We start from the raw sequence: 15,546 nt of genomic DNA, 5'->3' as shown, positions 1-15,546 counted from the left end.
GGTCGATTAACAGTCGAAGTAACCCTCCCTGGCGCCTCGGAACCTTGATCCGCAGAGTTTGTTGCTGCCCCGCTTCACACCCTTATTATGCCTCACACATTTGCAAGCGAACATGGCGAAAGTATGGCGACGAGTCAATTTCATAACTCATTAAATTATCGTTTTGTAACGATTGAAGCAGCTAAAGGTATTATGAAATTGATTCAACCTCCATAAGTTTAAAATGAAACCAGCCACTCATCCTGATACAATGTAGGGATATAATAAATAGGAAGATCACGAATGTTTCTATATATCGCAGAATTGTTCTGACAACATAGTCATCCATACATCCGCCTGACTCCAGGCCACCAAGGAGTGAATATTCATGGCTAAAGAGAGCTTTGACAAAGAAATTCAATTTCTGCGCATGTTGTCCCTGACAAGTGGTGCGTACAACCGTAAACAGTATGCTGAACGGCTCGGCATATCCGTACATACATTTGATAAAACCCAGCGCAGATTAAAAGAAATCATGCAGACCGTCGCTGACCAACGCTCAGGCTCCGAACAAAACAAAGAAATGGCAGATCTCGTTCGCTTCCAATATGGGGAATCTGCTGAGCCAATGCTGCTCTTCCTCTTTCGCGCCAAGTCGATGAAAGAGACTGAAGTCCATCGACTTTCCGTTCTTTTGCATACCCTGCAGGATCAAGCTTTAACTGCCATGGAATTGCTGGATGCCTGCTGCGCTGAACTTCCAGAGGAACTGGCGCTGCCTGACGAAAAGACCATTCGCTCAGATCTGAAGTATCTGGAAGAAGTCGGGGTGATTCGCAAAGAACCTGGCGGCAGGCCTTATCGTTACCTTTTGCAGCAGGACGTACTTACGGGACTAACCGTGGAAGAACAGCTGGAGCTGTATGATTTTGTGGATATTATGGCAAACACTCAGGTTCCGTCCGTACAAGGCTACATATTGCGGGACAGTCTCAAAAAAACCATTGGCGCAAGTTATCCGCAGGAAGAAGCCACCGAACCATTTATATATAAATACCACTATTATTCACGCATTCTGGACGAAGCACATCTGTACACTCTGCTTAGTGCGATTCGCCAACGAAAACATATCCAGTTTCTATATTATTCACCCAAAAAACCGTCCAGCTACAGCTCGCAGAATACGAATCCACGTTTTGAACGGGAAGCAGGCGGAAGATCCAACCGGATCGTACCACTTGAAGTGGTCTATGACCATCAGTATGGCCGCTGGTATGTCATTGGATATCAGGGACGCCGTGGCTTTGTGAAATTCCGGATGGAAGGCATTACACAGCTGGAGGAACAGGATTCGATTGAAGAAGAATATATGCTCGAATTGAAACAACAGTGGGCTGAGATCAGCCGCTACAGCTGGCTGGTGGATACGGGAAACACCGTGACGGTCCAAGCACGCTTCTTCCATCCTAAGGACGGCCAACGTAACTTCATTTTGGATCGGGTTCGTTTGCAAGGCCAATGGGGAACGATTACGCCCGAAACGGAACATACCTTCCTGTATGAAATCCAGGTCAACGGTATCACCGAGATTAAGCCGTGGCTTCGGAGTTTTGGCTCAAGCTGTGAGGTGATCGCTCCACAGAGGCTGCGTCAGGAGATGATTAAGGAATGGAAGGAGATTGCGCAATATTATGAATCTGTTCGAGAAGATGTTCAACTACCAGATGATGACGAGATTGAATGAAACCGGACTGTTCACCTGGACATCCCAGGAACGGGCCTGGCTGCGCATGATGCTGAATCACCCTGCCGCACCAGAAGCGCTGCACCCTGACACGTTGCACAAAATGCATGAAATGCTGGATGCAGAGCAGGATCTGGACCTTCAGGATTACCTGACCGAAAAAGCCAAAAGTGAAGAAAACAGTGTCTTTCATCCGCTGCTCAAACCATTACGGCAGATGATTTTGCATCATCAAGGGTTTCGCTTGACAGGGCGTGTACGCAATGGACGAATCAGCCAGGATCAGTTTGGATACCCCTACAAGCTCGAATATTCCATGGTCAAAAAAGAATGGTACGTACTCTGGTATGCTCCACTCTACAACAAACTAATGTCTACGAAGCTGCACAGCATCATTACCGCGGAAGCCCAGCCGCTTCAACCGGAAACTGCTTCTCAATATGCTGCCAAAATCTCGATTTTAACGGAGAACCGAAAGACCACCGTGACGATCGAAGTGCTGCCGGAGTTCAATCAGGAGTTGTCGCGAATTCTGTATGCCTTTTCCTGCTTCGAGAAGCAGGTCGAATTTGTGGAAGCCCAACAGACGTACCGCATTGAGCTGACCATTCCGCGTAATGAGATGGATTACGTACTGTCCAAAATGCGTTTTCTGGGCAAACGGGTACGGATTGCAAACAATGCTGCGCTTCGAGAGCGAATGTCCGAGACAGCCGCCAAAGTATTGGCACGCTATGCGGAAACCGAACTTGAAGCACTACCTGAACGGACTTCTGGAGGAGTGCGCAGCCACCACGGGGAGGAACTTATTGTAGAGACGGAAGGCAGTGATTCTGCATAGCTCATGTTAGTTGTGATTCGTTAAACGTCCGACTTATGCAAATGGGGACGAATAGTGTGTGTTCGTTTCATTAGAGTAAAATAATACAACAAGGGCTGTCCCCGTTATGTTAACGACCTAAGGGACAGCCTCTTTGTTCATATTTTCTGTCTACGCACCGTTACCGGCAGCCGAATTCCTTCTTTTATTAATCGCATGTACACCCATCACAACCGCAATCAATTCATACGTATCCAGATGTTCTGATTGGTTGTCTAACACAAACGCGCCTGAACCGAACCTGCCACTTGTACGCCTGAAGCTTGCCACGATTTTGCCGCCCATCCCGGTGATATCATATTCCTGCGAAAACGCCGGAGCGGAGACATCATACACACCACGCGGTCCTGCATCGTACTCATACTTTTTACTGAAGAAGCTGATCCTCGCCCGTAAGACACCCCATTCCCTTCCATCGGCTGAGGTCACATCCCAACGATTACTTAACATGCGGAATTTACCACTGCAGATAAGCCCCGAGTTATCGAATACATCAAGTGATGAACCAAAGGCACTTTTCAAATCGAGATGACCTGCCTGTTCCTGTTCATGGTTCATAATCTCGGTGTACCCTGCATTAAAGAAATTATCTCTGAAATAGAGTTCCATGGAATTCCTCCCTTACAAGAAATAAACCTTCTCCCATATTGTAAAACGACATATATCCCTATTTACGTATAAGAACTAGGAATTGCTTCAAATAAAAAAATCTGCCAACTAAATTGCAGCTGACAGAATCTTAACTTAAACTTCAACTTTTTTATTATTCAGATACACGGCAACGCCAACCAAAATCACAGCCACGATGATTTCAAAAATAATACTGGCCCATGTTCCATCTGACCATATAATCCGATTGGACGTAACGGAGAGCCCTGTGCTTTCTTCAGTGAACTGAAATAATTCGTTCGGGTTAAAGCGACCCGAGAAGATGATATTCTCCAGCCAGCTAATGAGATTGATTAGCACAAAAAATGCGACGATACTAATCCATGGTCCTGTTTTAAAGCGGAAGCTGCCTCCAATAGAAATGGAGAGGAAGATGATTATGATACTGAACATAGCCACCCACCAAAGAAACAGCAAGAAATTAAGAATCTCCGAAACATGAATACCCGAATCGTTCATGTAGCTGGCAAAGTTAATACCCGGGTGCGTTACACTGTTAATAAAGTAGTGAATGGTGGCAACAACCAATAAACCCAGCCCACAGAGCGTTCCGAATATGATCGGAGACAAGAACTGAGACAATCCCGTTACCGGCACAAGACGGCGATTATACGAACGGATGTTGGACCAATACGTTTTGATCATTTTCACATAAATGGATACGCCTACTCCGACATATGCAATAAAACCTATAACACTTCCTGTTATATCTGACACGAACATTGCTAGCCCAATTTGAACGATAATTAATACGGCTAGCCAAGCCAATAATGTATCCCAATTCCTTCTAAAGTCATATTTCAGCAATGTCATCATTCCGCATAGACCTCCTTGAACATCTCATCCACACTTTTACCGTACTTGAGACGCAGTGTCTCCACTTCTTCCCGCATCACCAGCTCACCTTCACGAATGAAGATGACTTCGTCAAAGATCCGTTCAATATCCGTTACAAGATGCGTAGAGATAATCAGACTGCTGTCTTCGTCATAGAACTTCACAATCGCATCCAGAATTTTGCCCCGAGCAACCGGATCTACCCCGCCAATCGGTTCATCGAGCAGATAAAGACGAGCCTTACGGGATAGAGCCATTGTTAGTTGCAGTCGTTCATTCATGCCTTTCGACAAATGTCTTACCTTTTCTCCCTCTCCAAGCTTCATGAAATCAAGCATCTCTCTCGCTTTCTCTTGATCAAAATCAGCGTAGAAATCGCGGTAATACGCGATCGCGTCCCGTACCTTCATCCAACTCTCGGTTAATGGGCGGTCCGGCATGAAGGATACCAACGACTTCGTTTCCAATCCAACCGCTTTTCCCGTGACACGAACATCTCCACTGCTGGGGTGCAGAAGCCCTGCAACCAGCTTCATCAGAGTACTTTTACCGCTGCCGTTACTGCCCAACAGTCCTACAATTCGGCCTGGTGCAATATCAAGCGTGATGTCATGAAGTGCTTTCTTGCCGCCATACGTTTTGCTCACATGGTTCAGCTCAAGAATATTACTCATTCACTGTTCCTCCTCTTCCATCGCGATGCAGTGATTGCTTTCCTTCTGCAACGGCATCAGCGACGATATTTACGATATCCTGTTCTTCGATGCCCAGCTCCTGCATTCCTGTCAGAAAACGCTCCAGCAATTCACCAGCCATCTCTTTTTTGATCGTCATAATTTTCGACTCCTCACTTGTCACGTATCGGCCCAGACCTCGCTTGGTTTCAACTACTTCTTCCCGCTCCAACTCCTGAAATGTTCGCTGTACTGTATTGGGATTGATCTGTAATTCGGCCGCGAGCTCACGAACCGAAGGAATTTTATCGCCTGCCTTAAGTGTTCCGGTCACAATCTGTCTTTTGATGTACTGCATAATCTGCAGGTAGATTGGCAAGTTGTTGTCAAATTCGATGCTCACAATGTCCTCGCTCCTCTCTGTATCTGTGTGTTAGTTACATAGTACACTAGTGATTTGTTGTTGTAAAGCCCATTTATTTAAAACGGCTCCAAATGCAAAAAAAAGAACAGATCCTCAGATCTGCTCTTATTACTCTTGATTCTTCCAACTACGGTCATTGTATGATGTAATCGGACTGACAAGAAGTTTCTATACGATATCCAAAGGCACTTTGCCCTTAGGTGCAGGGAATGCCTCATTCAACCGAACAATTTCATTTTGGGTCAAAATTACGTCCATCGCCGCAGCATTTTCTGCAACATGATTCAGCTGTACAGCTTTCGGGATCGCCAGTATGTCTCCATCCCTGATAACCCAGGATAACGCAAGTTGCGAAGGACTGACTCCTCGATCCTTGGCAATCTCACGGATGACTGAATGCTCCAACAATTCTTTACGAAGCCTGCCACCTTGGGCCAGCGGACAATATGCCATCACAGGAATACGGCGTTCCCTCAACCAGGGAAGAAGCTTGTATTCAATACCACGAGAAGCTGCATGATACAGCACCTGATTCACCGCACAATGCTTGCCAGCTGGAATGTTCCATAGCTCCTGCATGTCCTCTGTATCCAGATTCGAAACACCCCAGCGCAGAATTTTGCCGGATTGTTTCAACTGTTCCAGAGCTTCAACCGTCTCTTCCAACGGCACACCTCCACGCCAGTGCAGCAGGTACAGATCCATGCGATCTGTACCCAGACGCGAAAGGCTGCGCTCACAAGCGGTAATCATCTGCTTCCGATCCGCATGATGAGGATACACCTTGGATACCAGGAATACATCATCGCGACAGTCTTTTATCGCCTCACCAGTGACCTCTTCAGCCCCGCCTTCTGCATACATCTCGGCCGTATCTATTACTGTCATTCCACGTTCAATACCATGACGCAGTGCCTGAACTTCTTCTCTCCGACTGGATTGTTTCTCACCCATGTACCATGTTCCCTGTCCGATTGCAGGCAGTGTTGTCCCATCGGGTAGCTGGATTGTACGCGTCTGATTTCCTTGTTGCATCTGTACTCCTCCAATCTGACAATATTCCTCATTATCTATTCATTATTAAACAGATCAAAGCTACTTCCTTCATTTGATCGCTTCCAACGCTCCACCATCATGATATACAACTGGTCCAGTGGTAATGTGAGGCTGTTCTGGGCAATGCTTACCGTAGCATCGACCATGCTGCTGTTTACCGTCATTAATTTGCGCTTCATCCCATTCTGACGCTCCAGAAAAGCTTTCTCGTCCCACAATTTAACCCCAATCATCTTCTGTCCCATGAATTCATACATAAAAATATTCTCAACATCTTTCCAGGCAATTAGCCCTCCTGATGTGTAAGAAGATGAATCCACAAACCCATGCTCATCGACAACAAAGGAAGGTTCCTTTTTAATCATCTTCACCAGACTGTAGCAGAGACAAAGCCCAAAAAATAAAATGGAGAACAAGCCTATAACGGAAGAAATGGCAGATCTCTTGGCTGAAGAATCATCAAACATCAAAAAAAATCCGGCTGCTACAAAAAGTGCCGCCCCCACTGTAAGCCATGCCATTCGTTTCTGGCTCGGGTATTCCACGTGCTGTTGATCATAGGATGTGGACAAAGTGATGCTCCTCCTTCATGGTACTGAGACAAGAATGATCTATATAAACGGGGTACAGCTCATTAAATGAGCTGAATTTCCAAATATACTCAAATAGCATTGTTCATTAAACAGATTCAACTGACATTAAACATCATTTTCAGACAGCTTTTCGTCCATTTCATGACTATTCAACATTAGGATTCGTCATGCTTCCAATAATTCCTTTCGGGCACAGGCGATATTGTTAAGAAATAGGAGTACGTTCGTTCAGAATCGTGTTGTCCTGCCTCATGCTTTCCGTTAATATAAATGGAAAGGTTAGGAAATTAAAACAATCTGATCGTGGTGGGAGGACAAACAATGAATAGTCTGCGCGGCATAACATCGGAAGATCTTTTTCAGATTACATGGGTTAATGATCCAACTCCGTCTCCTCAGGGCGGACAACTGGTATATGTAAGTCGGGAAACAAACGAAGCACGAGACGGTTATTCTTCTCACCTGAGACTCCTTAACCTGGAGAACCAGAAGGACAGAGCTTTCACATCCGGAGATAAGGATCACGCTCCTGCTTGGTCGCCGGATGGTTCACAGCTTGCTTTTTTACGAGAACATGAAGGCAAAACACAAGTGTGGCTGATCGCCTCAGATGGTGGAGAAGCACAGCAAGTCAGCCATTTGAAGCATGGCGTCAGCTCCCTGCTCTGGTCACCGGATGGGCTCACTTTACTTGTTAAATCATCTGTGGATATGAGGGAAAAAGACGAAAATGAAACTGAAGACATAGATAAAAAACTGCTGCAAGAACTTGTCGTGGATCGAATTCGAATGAAATCTGACAGCGGTGGACTGTGGAACGGTAGACGAACCCATCTCTTCCGTGTTCCAACCGAAGGCGGAGAGGTGATCCCTGTAACTACAGGCCATTATGACGTTGGGGATTATGCGTGGTCGCCGGATGGAGAGTCCATTGCCTGGATCGCTCAGTTTCCGGAAGAGGGCGAGGAGCATAACGATTACACCCTGACGAACCATGTGTATCATGCTAAGGCCGACGGATCTGACGTACAGCAGTTGACCCCAGAAGGATACACTTTCGGCCGGCTGACGTACGCACCTGACGGACAATCCCTTGCACTGCTTGCCAGCGACCGCTCCTATGGAAATGCTACGTTGGTCAAGCTCTACACCCTTCGGATCTCAGGCGGCAAACCCGTATGTCTGAGCAAGGATTGGGATGTACAGATCAATCACAGCCTCGTTGGTGATATGCGCTCACACCTGACTAATACGGGGCCGGTATTCAGTCGTGATGGTTCATCCATTCTCTGTCTTGCTACTATTGAAGGTAGCGTCCGGATTGCCCGATTTGCACGGGACGGCAGTCATGCCGAATACATCTTGGCGGACGAGAAAGAGTTCTATCAGTTTGCTGAGTTGGAAAATGGACAGATCGTGGCAGCCGTAGCTGATGTACTTAGTCCTGGCGATCTCTTTCTGTATACTCAACCTGAAGATGCAGGAGCCGAGCCGCCTATACAACTGACCCATAGCAATCCTCAACTAGATGAAGAGATTCAACTTAGCACACCCGAGACCTTCTGGTTCGATTCCTCTGATGGCCTGCGACTGCAAGGCTGGATGCTGAAACCGGCTGGCATGGTGGAAGGAGTCAAAGTCCCAACCATCCTTGAAATTCATGGCGGCCCACATATGATGTATGGCTTTACGTTTATGCATGAGTTCCAGATTCTCGCAGCACAGGGCTACGCTGTTGTATATATCAATCCACGAGGTGGGCTCGGATACGGGCAGCAATTCGTGAATGCCTGCCGGGGTGACTATGGCGGCGGGGATTATCGTGATCTGATGGAAGCCATGGATTATGCGTTGTCCCGATATCCGTTTATCGACGAGTCCCGTCTTGGCGTCACTGGCGGCAGCTATGGTGGCTTCATGACCAACTGGATCGTTGGACATACTGACCGTTTCAAGGCAGCCGTCACTCAGCGTTCCATCTCTAACTGGCTCTCGTTCTACGGAGTCAGTGATATTGGATTCTTTTTCACGGAAGACCAGATTGGCGGTAATGCATGGGATGACACCGAGAAGTTATGGAAACACTCCCCGCTTGCATATGTGGGTAATGTCAACACGCCGCTGCTGATTTTGCATGGTGAGCAGGATTTGCGTTGTCCAATTGAACAGGCTGAACAACTGTATGTTGCCTTGAAGCGACGCAAACAGACCACTCGGTTCATTCGTTTCCCGGGAGCCAATCACGAGTTGTCCCGCGGAGGTCACCCGCACTTAAGGGTACGTCGTCTGGAGCATATTGCTGGATGGTTCAATGAGCATCTGTGACGCCATCATAAGATCACAATATATGAAAATTCTTCTTGCCCCCCGCCTCTGCCAAGGCGAGAAGCATCCAGGATCAACAAAAACCACCAGTAAAAGCGGTCATACTCATGACCTTCTCTGGTGGTTTTTACTGTTTGGACGTTTGGAAATGGGACAGTTATTGCGTTCTACGTTACTATCCCATGTTTATTTTTATCAAAGCATGGCTACGAGTACTTGTTAATGCTCCCTTACTCTTCTCCCCACACAATGGTCACTTCGTTAACATCCTTGTTACTTGTGGAAGTGGAACCTGTGATGGATACGGCGAATTTGCCTTCTTCACGGCCAACAATGCTGAATCCATCCGCCTTTACGTCTTGCGCGTATTGAGCCAGGTCTTTGTTCTGGTAATAATCTTTGTAAGATGTTCCTATCGTCAGCAGCGTTTCTTTTGTTGTATATGTAAAGATGATTTTGTTCTTGCCGCCGTCTACACTAGACTCTATCAGGCTAATTATCTTGGCATCCGTTGGTAAAGGTAAATCAGCTGGTAAATACTTGGCCTTCACAATTTCAGCCTGATTGTTTTTATCTGTTGATGCTGTTGAAGTCGAACCACTGTTGCTTGTGGAACTGGACCCACTGGAGGAGCTTGTGGAACCAATGCTTACTTTATTGGTTTTCGAATCATACGTGATTTCCGTGTTCAACGCTTCTGCAATGGAACGAACCGGCAGATAAGTACTGCCTTGATACGTAATGGAGGCGAGATTCTTGCCCTTGTCACCTGTCGGTGTGAACTTCTGTCCATTCACTTCAATACCTAACCCATGGTTTAAATAAGCCTTGATGGTTTCCAATTGTGTTCCTGCATATACCCCCGCTGATCCCGTTAGTACCATGCCGAAGACACCAGCGGTTAAAATCCACTTTTTATTTTTCATCCGAAATACCTCCTGATTGTTTTATTACCGAAAATATATGTACGGTTGCTGCTTCGTTGTTAAACCAAAGGTTGGAATCATAATACCATCTGGTGAGAGCTTGTACATGATTTAAGAGGAAAACAGGACCAGCGGCGCACAAAATTAGTCGTTTCATTATTTTGTTTTACGCACGCTCGAATCATTGTTATTACATGAATATATTCCTTGATGCAGCTCTATATAAGATGGAATCCATCTGGCGGTTACAAGTTGCGAAATCACCAAATTTATTAGATAATAATCTGTCGATTGTAGTCGAAGGAACGGATTTCAAGGGGGATTTAAGCAATGAGTAAGAACAATAATCATACATTTGACGAGCCGATTAATCGGCTCTCCACGGGATCAGAGAAATGGGATGCACTTGAGGAGATCTTTGGTGTTGCGGATGCACTCCCCATGTGGGTTGCTGATATGGATTTCGCCGCTCCACCATCGGTCATTCAGGCGTTGAAGACTCGAATGGAACATGGGATTTTTGGCTATACAGTGCGAACAGATGCGTATCATGCAGCGCTATCGGGATGGATGGAGCGACGTCACAACTGGAGTATTAATGATGAATGGGTTGTATTCACCCCAGGTATTGTGCCTGCACTCAGCATTGCTGTTCAACGGTTCACCGAACCGGGAGATGCAGTAGTAATTCAGACTCCGGTGTATGCTCCCTTCTATGATGTGGTGCGTGGTCAAGGCAGAGAACTGATGACCAATCCGTTGGTGGAGAACGATGGACATTACTCCATGGATCTGGAGCATCTGGAATCCTGCCTGAAGACGGGTAGGGTCAAAATGCTAATTCTGTGCAGTCCTCATAATCCGGTTGGACGGGTATGGACTCGTGAAGAACTTCAAAGCCTTGCTGCACTCTGCGTGCAATATAATGTGCTCATCGTCTCAGATGAGATTCATGCTGATCTGGTCCACCAACGCGGTGCGCATACACCGCTGGCCCTTATTTCTGAAGCTGTCGCTGATCTCAGCATCATCTGTACAGCACCAAGCAAAACGTTCAACATTCCAGGTCTCTGCACCTCCAATATCATCATTCCAAATGCCAAGCTGCGGGAATCATTCATGCAAGGTGTTAAAACGATGGGACTCGCCAACATCAGCACGCTGGGAGCAGTGGCAGCAGAAGCGGCATACAACGGCGCTGAAGAATGGCTGGATGACTGTCTTGCCTATATCCGCGGAAATATGGAATACGTGCAGCAGTATGTCGCGGAGCATATGCCGCAAATCGGAATTCAGCTTCCAGAAGCGACTTACCTGCTGTGGATGGATTTCCGAAAGTTGAGTATTCCGCATGCGCAGCTGTGTACGATGCTGCTCAAGGAAGCTGGACTCGCCTTCAATGATGGAAGTATCTTCGGAGCAGAAGGCACAGGATTCATGCGCATGAATGTGGCCTGCCCACGTTCCACGGTAGAAGAAGCCATGCGCAGATTGTCTGTGCTGATTGGCAGACTGTCGACCAAGTAAGTTGAATTACGTTAAAGCAAATTGAAGATGCTAACGAACCGGTTACACCTTATTCGGAAGTTTAGCGTGAAATGGGAAGGCTAAAGAACTTCAGCCACTTTATTATCGTTTGCATAGCCAAAGTCTGTGAAAAAACAGGCAATACGGGCATATAAGGTGTCTATGATTCGTTCCAACACCGAAAGTGTAGAATTCCGTCTAATAGCGTGCGCTAGTTTCGTTAAAGCATTGGTTTCTTTAAAATTGCAAAAAGGGGCTGTCCCAGTAGTCATATCCATGATTAATGTTCATGATGGACTACTCGGACACCCCTTTTATATTGGAAAACGGTTTATACCCCGTAAGTTATGAAGTTGGCATCTGCACAATCCGATCGCATAACCTGTCCAGTAACTCCCGATCATGGCTGATGATCAACAGTCCCAGGTTACGCTGACGCGCGATATTCATCACGGTATGCCAGATCTGCGCCTGTGTGATCGCATCCAGCATGGTGGTCATCTCATCAGCGATCACGTAACGAGTTGCTGTGCCGAGTGCACGTGCAACGCAGAATCGTTGCAATTCTCCGCCTGACAACTCACCGGGCCTTCGATCCAGCCAATTCGTCTGGATACCCAAGTCATTGAGCAGCTCCTGATCCTCGATCATGGCTTCCTTCAAGACACGGCGCATTCGCCAGCGTGGATTCACCGCTTTCTCCGGATGCTGGAATACAAGTTGGACCGGACAGGCTCCAGTTTTGGGCAGCGGTTTCCCATCCAGCAGCACTTGACCTGCCAACGGTTCCACATACCCTGCAAGGATACGCCCAAGACTTGTTTTTCCACACCCACTGGGCCCCCACAAGCCAACGACCTCCCCCTGCTGTATTTTCATATTTATATCCTGAAGTACCCAAGCGTCTTTACCATAACGATACCCTGTCTTTCTAGCTTCAAGTGGCATGAACGCACCTCACTTCCCCACCACGAACTTTGCGCAGCTCAGGACGTTCGTTCGTGCAAGCCATCGTCGCTCCAATGCAGCGTGGTGCAAATGAGCATCCTTCTACCTGCTGCCGACCTGCTGCAGGCTGGGTACCAGACAGATGTTGAAAATCATTTTGCGGCAATGCATTCCAGAGCGCCTTCGTGTATGGATGTCTTAATCTTTCGCCCTTTCCCGTAAAATCACAAACCTGCGCCGTCTCCACATTGGAGCCTGCGTAAAATACGGATATGCGGTCTGCTGCCGTCAAAGCAGTCGTAATATCATGGGTAATCCAAAGGATGCCGACGCCTTCATTGGCCAGTTGTCGAAATTGCTTCATCGTTTCAGCCAGCACTTCGGGATGAATGCCAGGTGTGGGCTCATCTGCAATAATGAGTTTCGGATCACCGGAGGTGGCCGTTGCCATCAACACCCGCCGAGCCATACCACCTGACAGCTCAAACGGATATTTGCCCGACGTGCCCTGAGGCAATCCATAACGTCCCGTCAGTTCCTGCTCTGCCTTTTGCATCGTGGATCGGAGCGTCGATCGGTGCTTACGCCCTGTCTTTTGGCTTACAGGTTGAACCTGCCTGCCCACCTTCAACAACGGATCCAAATAACTGACCGATTGGGGAATGTACACCATTTTATCTCCACGCAGATGAAGCTTCCGGTCCATGGTCAAGGGTTCGCCTGCATAGCTAATCCGGCCTTCTATCGTCGCATTGGCAGGAAGAATGCCCATGATTGCCTGCGCCAACACACTTTTGCCTGATCCACTTGCCCCTACGACAGCGACAATCTCCCCTTCATTGACAGACAGATTCAGATCCTGAATAACTTGGGTCTCCTCGTGCCCAAACCATCCCCGAGCACGCCGGAACGAAACCGATACTTCCTCCACTTCAAGAAGCGCCATGTCTACACCACCTCCCTTGAACTGCCGGTTCCCGTTAATGTCTTCAGACTACCGCCCAACACATCAAACGCACGAACAACCAACAACAATGCGAGACCTGGGAAAAAGGCCAACCACCACATCCCTGCGGACAAATATCTCATCGACTCTGATAAAATAATACCGATCGCTGGCTGCTGCGGTGACAGCCCCAGCCCCAGAAACGTAATCGCTGCCTCATGCAGAATGGCATGAGGGAAGATCAGCAGCACTCCCACGAATAGCTGCGGGATCAGATGAGGCAGCATGTGTTGCACCGCAATACGAATTCGCGAATGACCCAATCTGCGTGAGATGTGAATATACTCTGCTGATCTCAGCTGAATCATCTCTGCCCTTACAATCCGGGCCAGATTCGGCCAATGAGTCAGGGCAATGGCTAACGTCACCCCAGGCAACCCTCCACCGAACACAAATGCTAGCATTACCAGCGACACCAAGTGGGGAACACTCAGAAAGAGGTCTATGATCCATGAAATGACCCGGTCCACAGCTTTCCCTGAAGCAGCAGCAAGACCCAGCAAAAGTGCGATAAGTCCGCCACCACAAGCCGCCAGTAATCCCACCTGAATGCTCGTTGCCAATCCTTTCAATGTGCGCAAGAACATATCTCGTCCTAGCCAATCCGTACCGAAAGGATGTGCCCAGGCTGGAGCCAGATTCCTATCCATTAATGAGGTCAGCGTCGATTCTGCGGGAAGCAGTCTGCCTGTCAGCCACACGGTGGCAATCCAGATCACACCTAGGCCACCCCAGATTATCGCCCATTTGCGCGGATTACGAAAACGAGGAATACCGCCACCTGAATAACCTTTCCCACCATGAATACGTGGATGTACTGGCCTCCAATTTCTCTTGTTCCCCGCCTCACTTTTGGGAGAGTTAACTTTCAGATGCTGTGCAGTCTGAGCCGCAGGCCGGGAGGGACGTTCTAATGTCTGTTTCATCCTATAGCCTCCTCCTTCATGCGCGGATCAATGATACGGTACAGAATATCGGCCAGCATATTGCCTGTAAACACAAATATCGCACTGCACAGCACAAGTCCCAGCAGCAGCGGCACATCACCGCGTAATCCAGCCTGGACTGTTGCTTGCCCCAATCCGGGATAGGAAAACACTTGCTCCGCAAGCACAGCTCCACCGAACAATTCACTAAATGAAGCAAATTGCAGCGTCAAAGCTGGCAGTACCACATGTCTGAACCCATGACGACGAAACAGTTGAACACCTCTCTCACCTCGTGCCCTCGCAAAAAGAATATAATCGGAGTCCAGCACATCCACGAGCTTCTGCCGGGTATGTAAGGCAATAGCGGCTACGCCCGTCAGACTCAACGTCAGCGCAGGAAGAATCATGTGCATGGCCCGATCTCCCCATGTCACTTGATCTGCTACCATGCCCGCAGGTACACCAAGTCCGATTGGCAGCCAGCCAAGCCATACACCGAATACCATGAGCAGTAACAGCGCAATCCAGAATACCGGTGTGGAAGCCAGTGTGTAACAGTACCAACAGATCAGACGATCCAGCCGCGAATCCCGCCTCATAGCAGCAGCGACACCCAGACCGAATCCAATCAGACCGGATAACACCCATGCCACCGCCATAAGAGCGACAGAATTCATGAATCGTTCCTGGATGATGTCCGCAACCGGCTGTCTATAGATCATCGATGTTCCCAGATCCCCCTGAACTAGTGCCTGCCCCCAAGAAAACAGCCGTTCTACGGGTGAATCATTGAGTCCCCAACGTTCTTCAATAAGACTGCGTTGTTCTGCGCTCACCCTGATCATATCTCCACCAATGTAAGCCTCCACCGGGTCCACTGGAGAGAACTGCATTAATATAAAAGACACCACGCTGACTCCTGCCAGCAAAGATAACAGCCGCAGCATTTTAAATCCGACAAATCTGGCCCATCCCATCCTGTCCTCCATCCAATCTCTCCCCAATTCAGGATAAAGCTACCGCAGCGTT

15 protein-coding genes are annotated in these 15,546 nt (G+C 47.9%); 4 read left to right on the top strand and 11 right to left on the bottom strand.

Translation table 11 applies throughout. The annotated features are described in order from the left end of the window. Nucleotides 1-367: 367 nt before the first annotated feature. Entirely contained in the window at nucleotides 368-1,723 is a 1,356-nt protein-coding gene (locus AC3ITG_RS05595) for a helix-turn-helix transcriptional regulator (RefSeq protein ID WP_489253089.1), read from the top strand. Next, the gene (locus AC3ITG_RS05590) at nucleotides 1,671-2,564 is read left to right on the top strand and encodes a WYL domain-containing protein (RefSeq protein ID WP_489253088.1); all 894 of its coding nucleotides are present in this window, start codon (nucleotides 1,671-1,673) and stop codon (nucleotides 2,562-2,564) included. Before AC3ITG_RS05595 ends, AC3ITG_RS05590 begins: the two co-directional genes overlap by 53 nt. Before the next feature lie 150 nt (nucleotides 2,565-2,714). Here the strand turns inward: AC3ITG_RS05590 and AC3ITG_RS05585 are convergent, their stop codons facing one another. The 6 genes from AC3ITG_RS05585 to AC3ITG_RS05560 all read right to left on the bottom strand — a co-directional run bounded on the left by AC3ITG_RS05585 (nucleotide 2,715) and on the right by AC3ITG_RS05560 (nucleotide 6,835). Next, nucleotides 2,715-3,212 carry a hypothetical protein gene (locus AC3ITG_RS05585; protein WP_489253087.1) on the bottom strand — a complete coding sequence of 166 codons (498 nt, stop codon included), beginning with the start codon at nucleotides 3,210-3,212 and terminating at the stop codon, nucleotides 2,715-2,717. 135 nt (nucleotides 3,213-3,347) lie between these two features. Continuing rightward, on the bottom strand, nucleotides 3,348-4,088 hold the full coding sequence (locus AC3ITG_RS05580; protein WP_489253086.1) for a hypothetical protein: 741 nt from the start codon (nucleotides 4,086-4,088) through the stop codon (nucleotides 3,348-3,350). Further along, nucleotides 4,085-4,783: an ABC transporter ATP-binding protein gene (locus AC3ITG_RS05575; protein ID WP_489253085.1), complete on the bottom strand. Its 699-nt coding sequence runs from the start codon at nucleotides 4,781-4,783 to the stop codon at nucleotides 4,085-4,087. Before AC3ITG_RS05575 ends, AC3ITG_RS05580 begins: the two co-directional genes overlap by 4 nt. Further along, nucleotides 4,776-5,186, bottom strand: coding sequence for a GntR family transcriptional regulator (locus tag AC3ITG_RS05570; RefSeq protein ID WP_090893961.1), 411 nt, complete (start codon nucleotides 5,184-5,186; stop codon nucleotides 4,776-4,778). Before AC3ITG_RS05570 ends, AC3ITG_RS05575 begins: the two co-directional genes overlap by 8 nt. A gap of 189 nt (nucleotides 5,187-5,375) precedes the next feature. Continuing rightward, the gene (locus AC3ITG_RS05565; protein WP_489253084.1) at nucleotides 5,376-6,242 is read right to left on the bottom strand and encodes an aldo/keto reductase; all 867 of its coding nucleotides are present in this window, start codon (nucleotides 6,240-6,242) and stop codon (nucleotides 5,376-5,378) included. A 35-nt stretch (nucleotides 6,243-6,277) separates the two neighbouring features. Continuing rightward, on the bottom strand, nucleotides 6,278-6,835 hold the full coding sequence (locus AC3ITG_RS05560) for an STM3941 family protein (protein ID WP_489253083.1): 558 nt from the start codon (nucleotides 6,833-6,835) through the stop codon (nucleotides 6,278-6,280). Nucleotides 6,836-7,177: 342 nt separating this feature from the next. On the opposite strand from AC3ITG_RS05560, the gene AC3ITG_RS05555 reads away from it, so the two are divergent. Next, nucleotides 7,178-9,181: a S9 family peptidase gene (locus AC3ITG_RS05555; protein ID WP_489253082.1), complete on the top strand. Its 2,004-nt coding sequence runs from the start codon at nucleotides 7,178-7,180 to the stop codon at nucleotides 9,179-9,181. A gap of 230 nt (nucleotides 9,182-9,411) precedes the next feature. Here AC3ITG_RS05555 and AC3ITG_RS05550 read toward each other — a convergent pair whose 3' ends face one another. Next, nucleotides 9,412-10,107, bottom strand: a complete 696-nt coding sequence (locus AC3ITG_RS05550; protein WP_489253081.1) for a stalk domain-containing protein — start codon at nucleotides 10,105-10,107, stop codon at nucleotides 9,412-9,414. 330 nt (nucleotides 10,108-10,437) lie between these two features. On the opposite strand from AC3ITG_RS05550, the gene AC3ITG_RS05545 reads away from it, so the two are divergent. Continuing rightward, on the top strand, nucleotides 10,438-11,634 hold the full coding sequence (locus AC3ITG_RS05545) for a MalY/PatB family protein (RefSeq protein ID WP_489253080.1): 1,197 nt from the start codon (nucleotides 10,438-10,440) through the stop codon (nucleotides 11,632-11,634). 345 nt (nucleotides 11,635-11,979) lie between these two features. Here the strand turns inward: AC3ITG_RS05545 and AC3ITG_RS05540 are convergent, their stop codons facing one another. Genes AC3ITG_RS05540 through AC3ITG_RS05525 form a run of 4 tightly spaced genes read right to left on the bottom strand, consistent with a single transcriptional unit; the run spans nucleotide 11,980 to nucleotide 15,506 of the window. Beyond that, entirely contained in the window at nucleotides 11,980-12,582 is a 603-nt protein-coding gene (locus tag AC3ITG_RS05540) for an ABC transporter ATP-binding protein (RefSeq protein WP_175383587.1), read from the bottom strand. Continuing rightward, the gene (locus AC3ITG_RS05535) at nucleotides 12,572-13,528 is read right to left on the bottom strand and encodes an oligopeptide/dipeptide ABC transporter ATP-binding protein (RefSeq protein ID WP_489253079.1); all 957 of its coding nucleotides are present in this window, start codon (nucleotides 13,526-13,528) and stop codon (nucleotides 12,572-12,574) included. The genes AC3ITG_RS05540 and AC3ITG_RS05535 overlap by 11 nt, the downstream gene beginning before the upstream one ends. 2 nt (nucleotides 13,529-13,530) lie before the next feature. Further along, nucleotides 13,531-14,514: an ABC transporter permease gene (locus AC3ITG_RS05530; RefSeq protein WP_257219453.1), complete on the bottom strand. Its 984-nt coding sequence runs from the start codon at nucleotides 14,512-14,514 to the stop codon at nucleotides 13,531-13,533. After that, on the bottom strand, nucleotides 14,511-15,506 hold the full coding sequence (locus tag AC3ITG_RS05525; RefSeq protein WP_063567694.1) for an ABC transporter permease: 996 nt from the start codon (nucleotides 15,504-15,506) through the stop codon (nucleotides 14,511-14,513). Before AC3ITG_RS05525 ends, AC3ITG_RS05530 begins: the two co-directional genes overlap by 4 nt. Nucleotides 15,507-15,546: the final 40 nt, after the last annotated feature.

The organism is Paenibacillus sp. GL_099_B, assembly GCF_057835695.1.
The sequence above is the reverse complement of the archived record's forward strand: the minus strand, read 5'-3'. Positions and strand labels throughout refer to the sequence as shown.

Coding starts and splice junctions, on each gene's coding strand:
- AC3ITG_RS05550 (WP_489253081.1), bottom strand. CDS start 10,107: ATGAAAAATAAAAAGTGGATTTTAACCGCTGGTGTCTTCGGCATGGTA.
- AC3ITG_RS05555 (WP_489253082.1), top strand. CDS start 7,178: ATGAATAGTCTGCGCGGCATAACATCGGAAGATCTTTTTCAGATTACA.
- AC3ITG_RS05585 (WP_489253087.1), bottom strand. CDS start 3,212: ATGGAACTCTATTTCAGAGATAATTTCTTTAATGCAGGGTACACCGAG.
- AC3ITG_RS05530 (WP_257219453.1), bottom strand. CDS start 14,514: ATGAAACAGACATTAGAACGTCCCTCCCGGCCTGCGGCTCAGACTGCA.
- AC3ITG_RS05590 (WP_489253088.1), top strand. CDS start 1,671: ATGAATCTGTTCGAGAAGATGTTCAACTACCAGATGATGACGAGATTG.
- AC3ITG_RS05580 (WP_489253086.1), bottom strand. CDS start 4,088: ATGATGACATTGCTGAAATATGACTTTAGAAGGAATTGGGATACATTA.
- AC3ITG_RS05545 (WP_489253080.1), top strand. CDS start 10,438: ATGAGTAAGAACAATAATCATACATTTGACGAGCCGATTAATCGGCTC.
- AC3ITG_RS05525 (WP_063567694.1), bottom strand. CDS start 15,506: ATGGAGGACAGGATGGGATGGGCCAGATTTGTCGGATTTAAAATGCTG.
- AC3ITG_RS05575 (WP_489253085.1), bottom strand. CDS start 4,783: ATGAGTAATATTCTTGAGCTGAACCATGTGAGCAAAACGTATGGCGGC.
- AC3ITG_RS05540 (WP_175383587.1), bottom strand. CDS start 12,582: ATGCCACTTGAAGCTAGAAAGACAGGGTATCGTTATGGTAAAGACGCT.
- AC3ITG_RS05535 (WP_489253079.1), bottom strand. CDS start 13,528: ATGGCGCTTCTTGAAGTGGAGGAAGTATCGGTTTCGTTCCGGCGTGCT.
- AC3ITG_RS05595 (WP_489253089.1), top strand. CDS start 368: ATGGCTAAAGAGAGCTTTGACAAAGAAATTCAATTTCTGCGCATGTTG.
- AC3ITG_RS05565 (WP_489253084.1), bottom strand. CDS start 6,242: ATGCAACAAGGAAATCAGACGCGTACAATCCAGCTACCCGATGGGACA.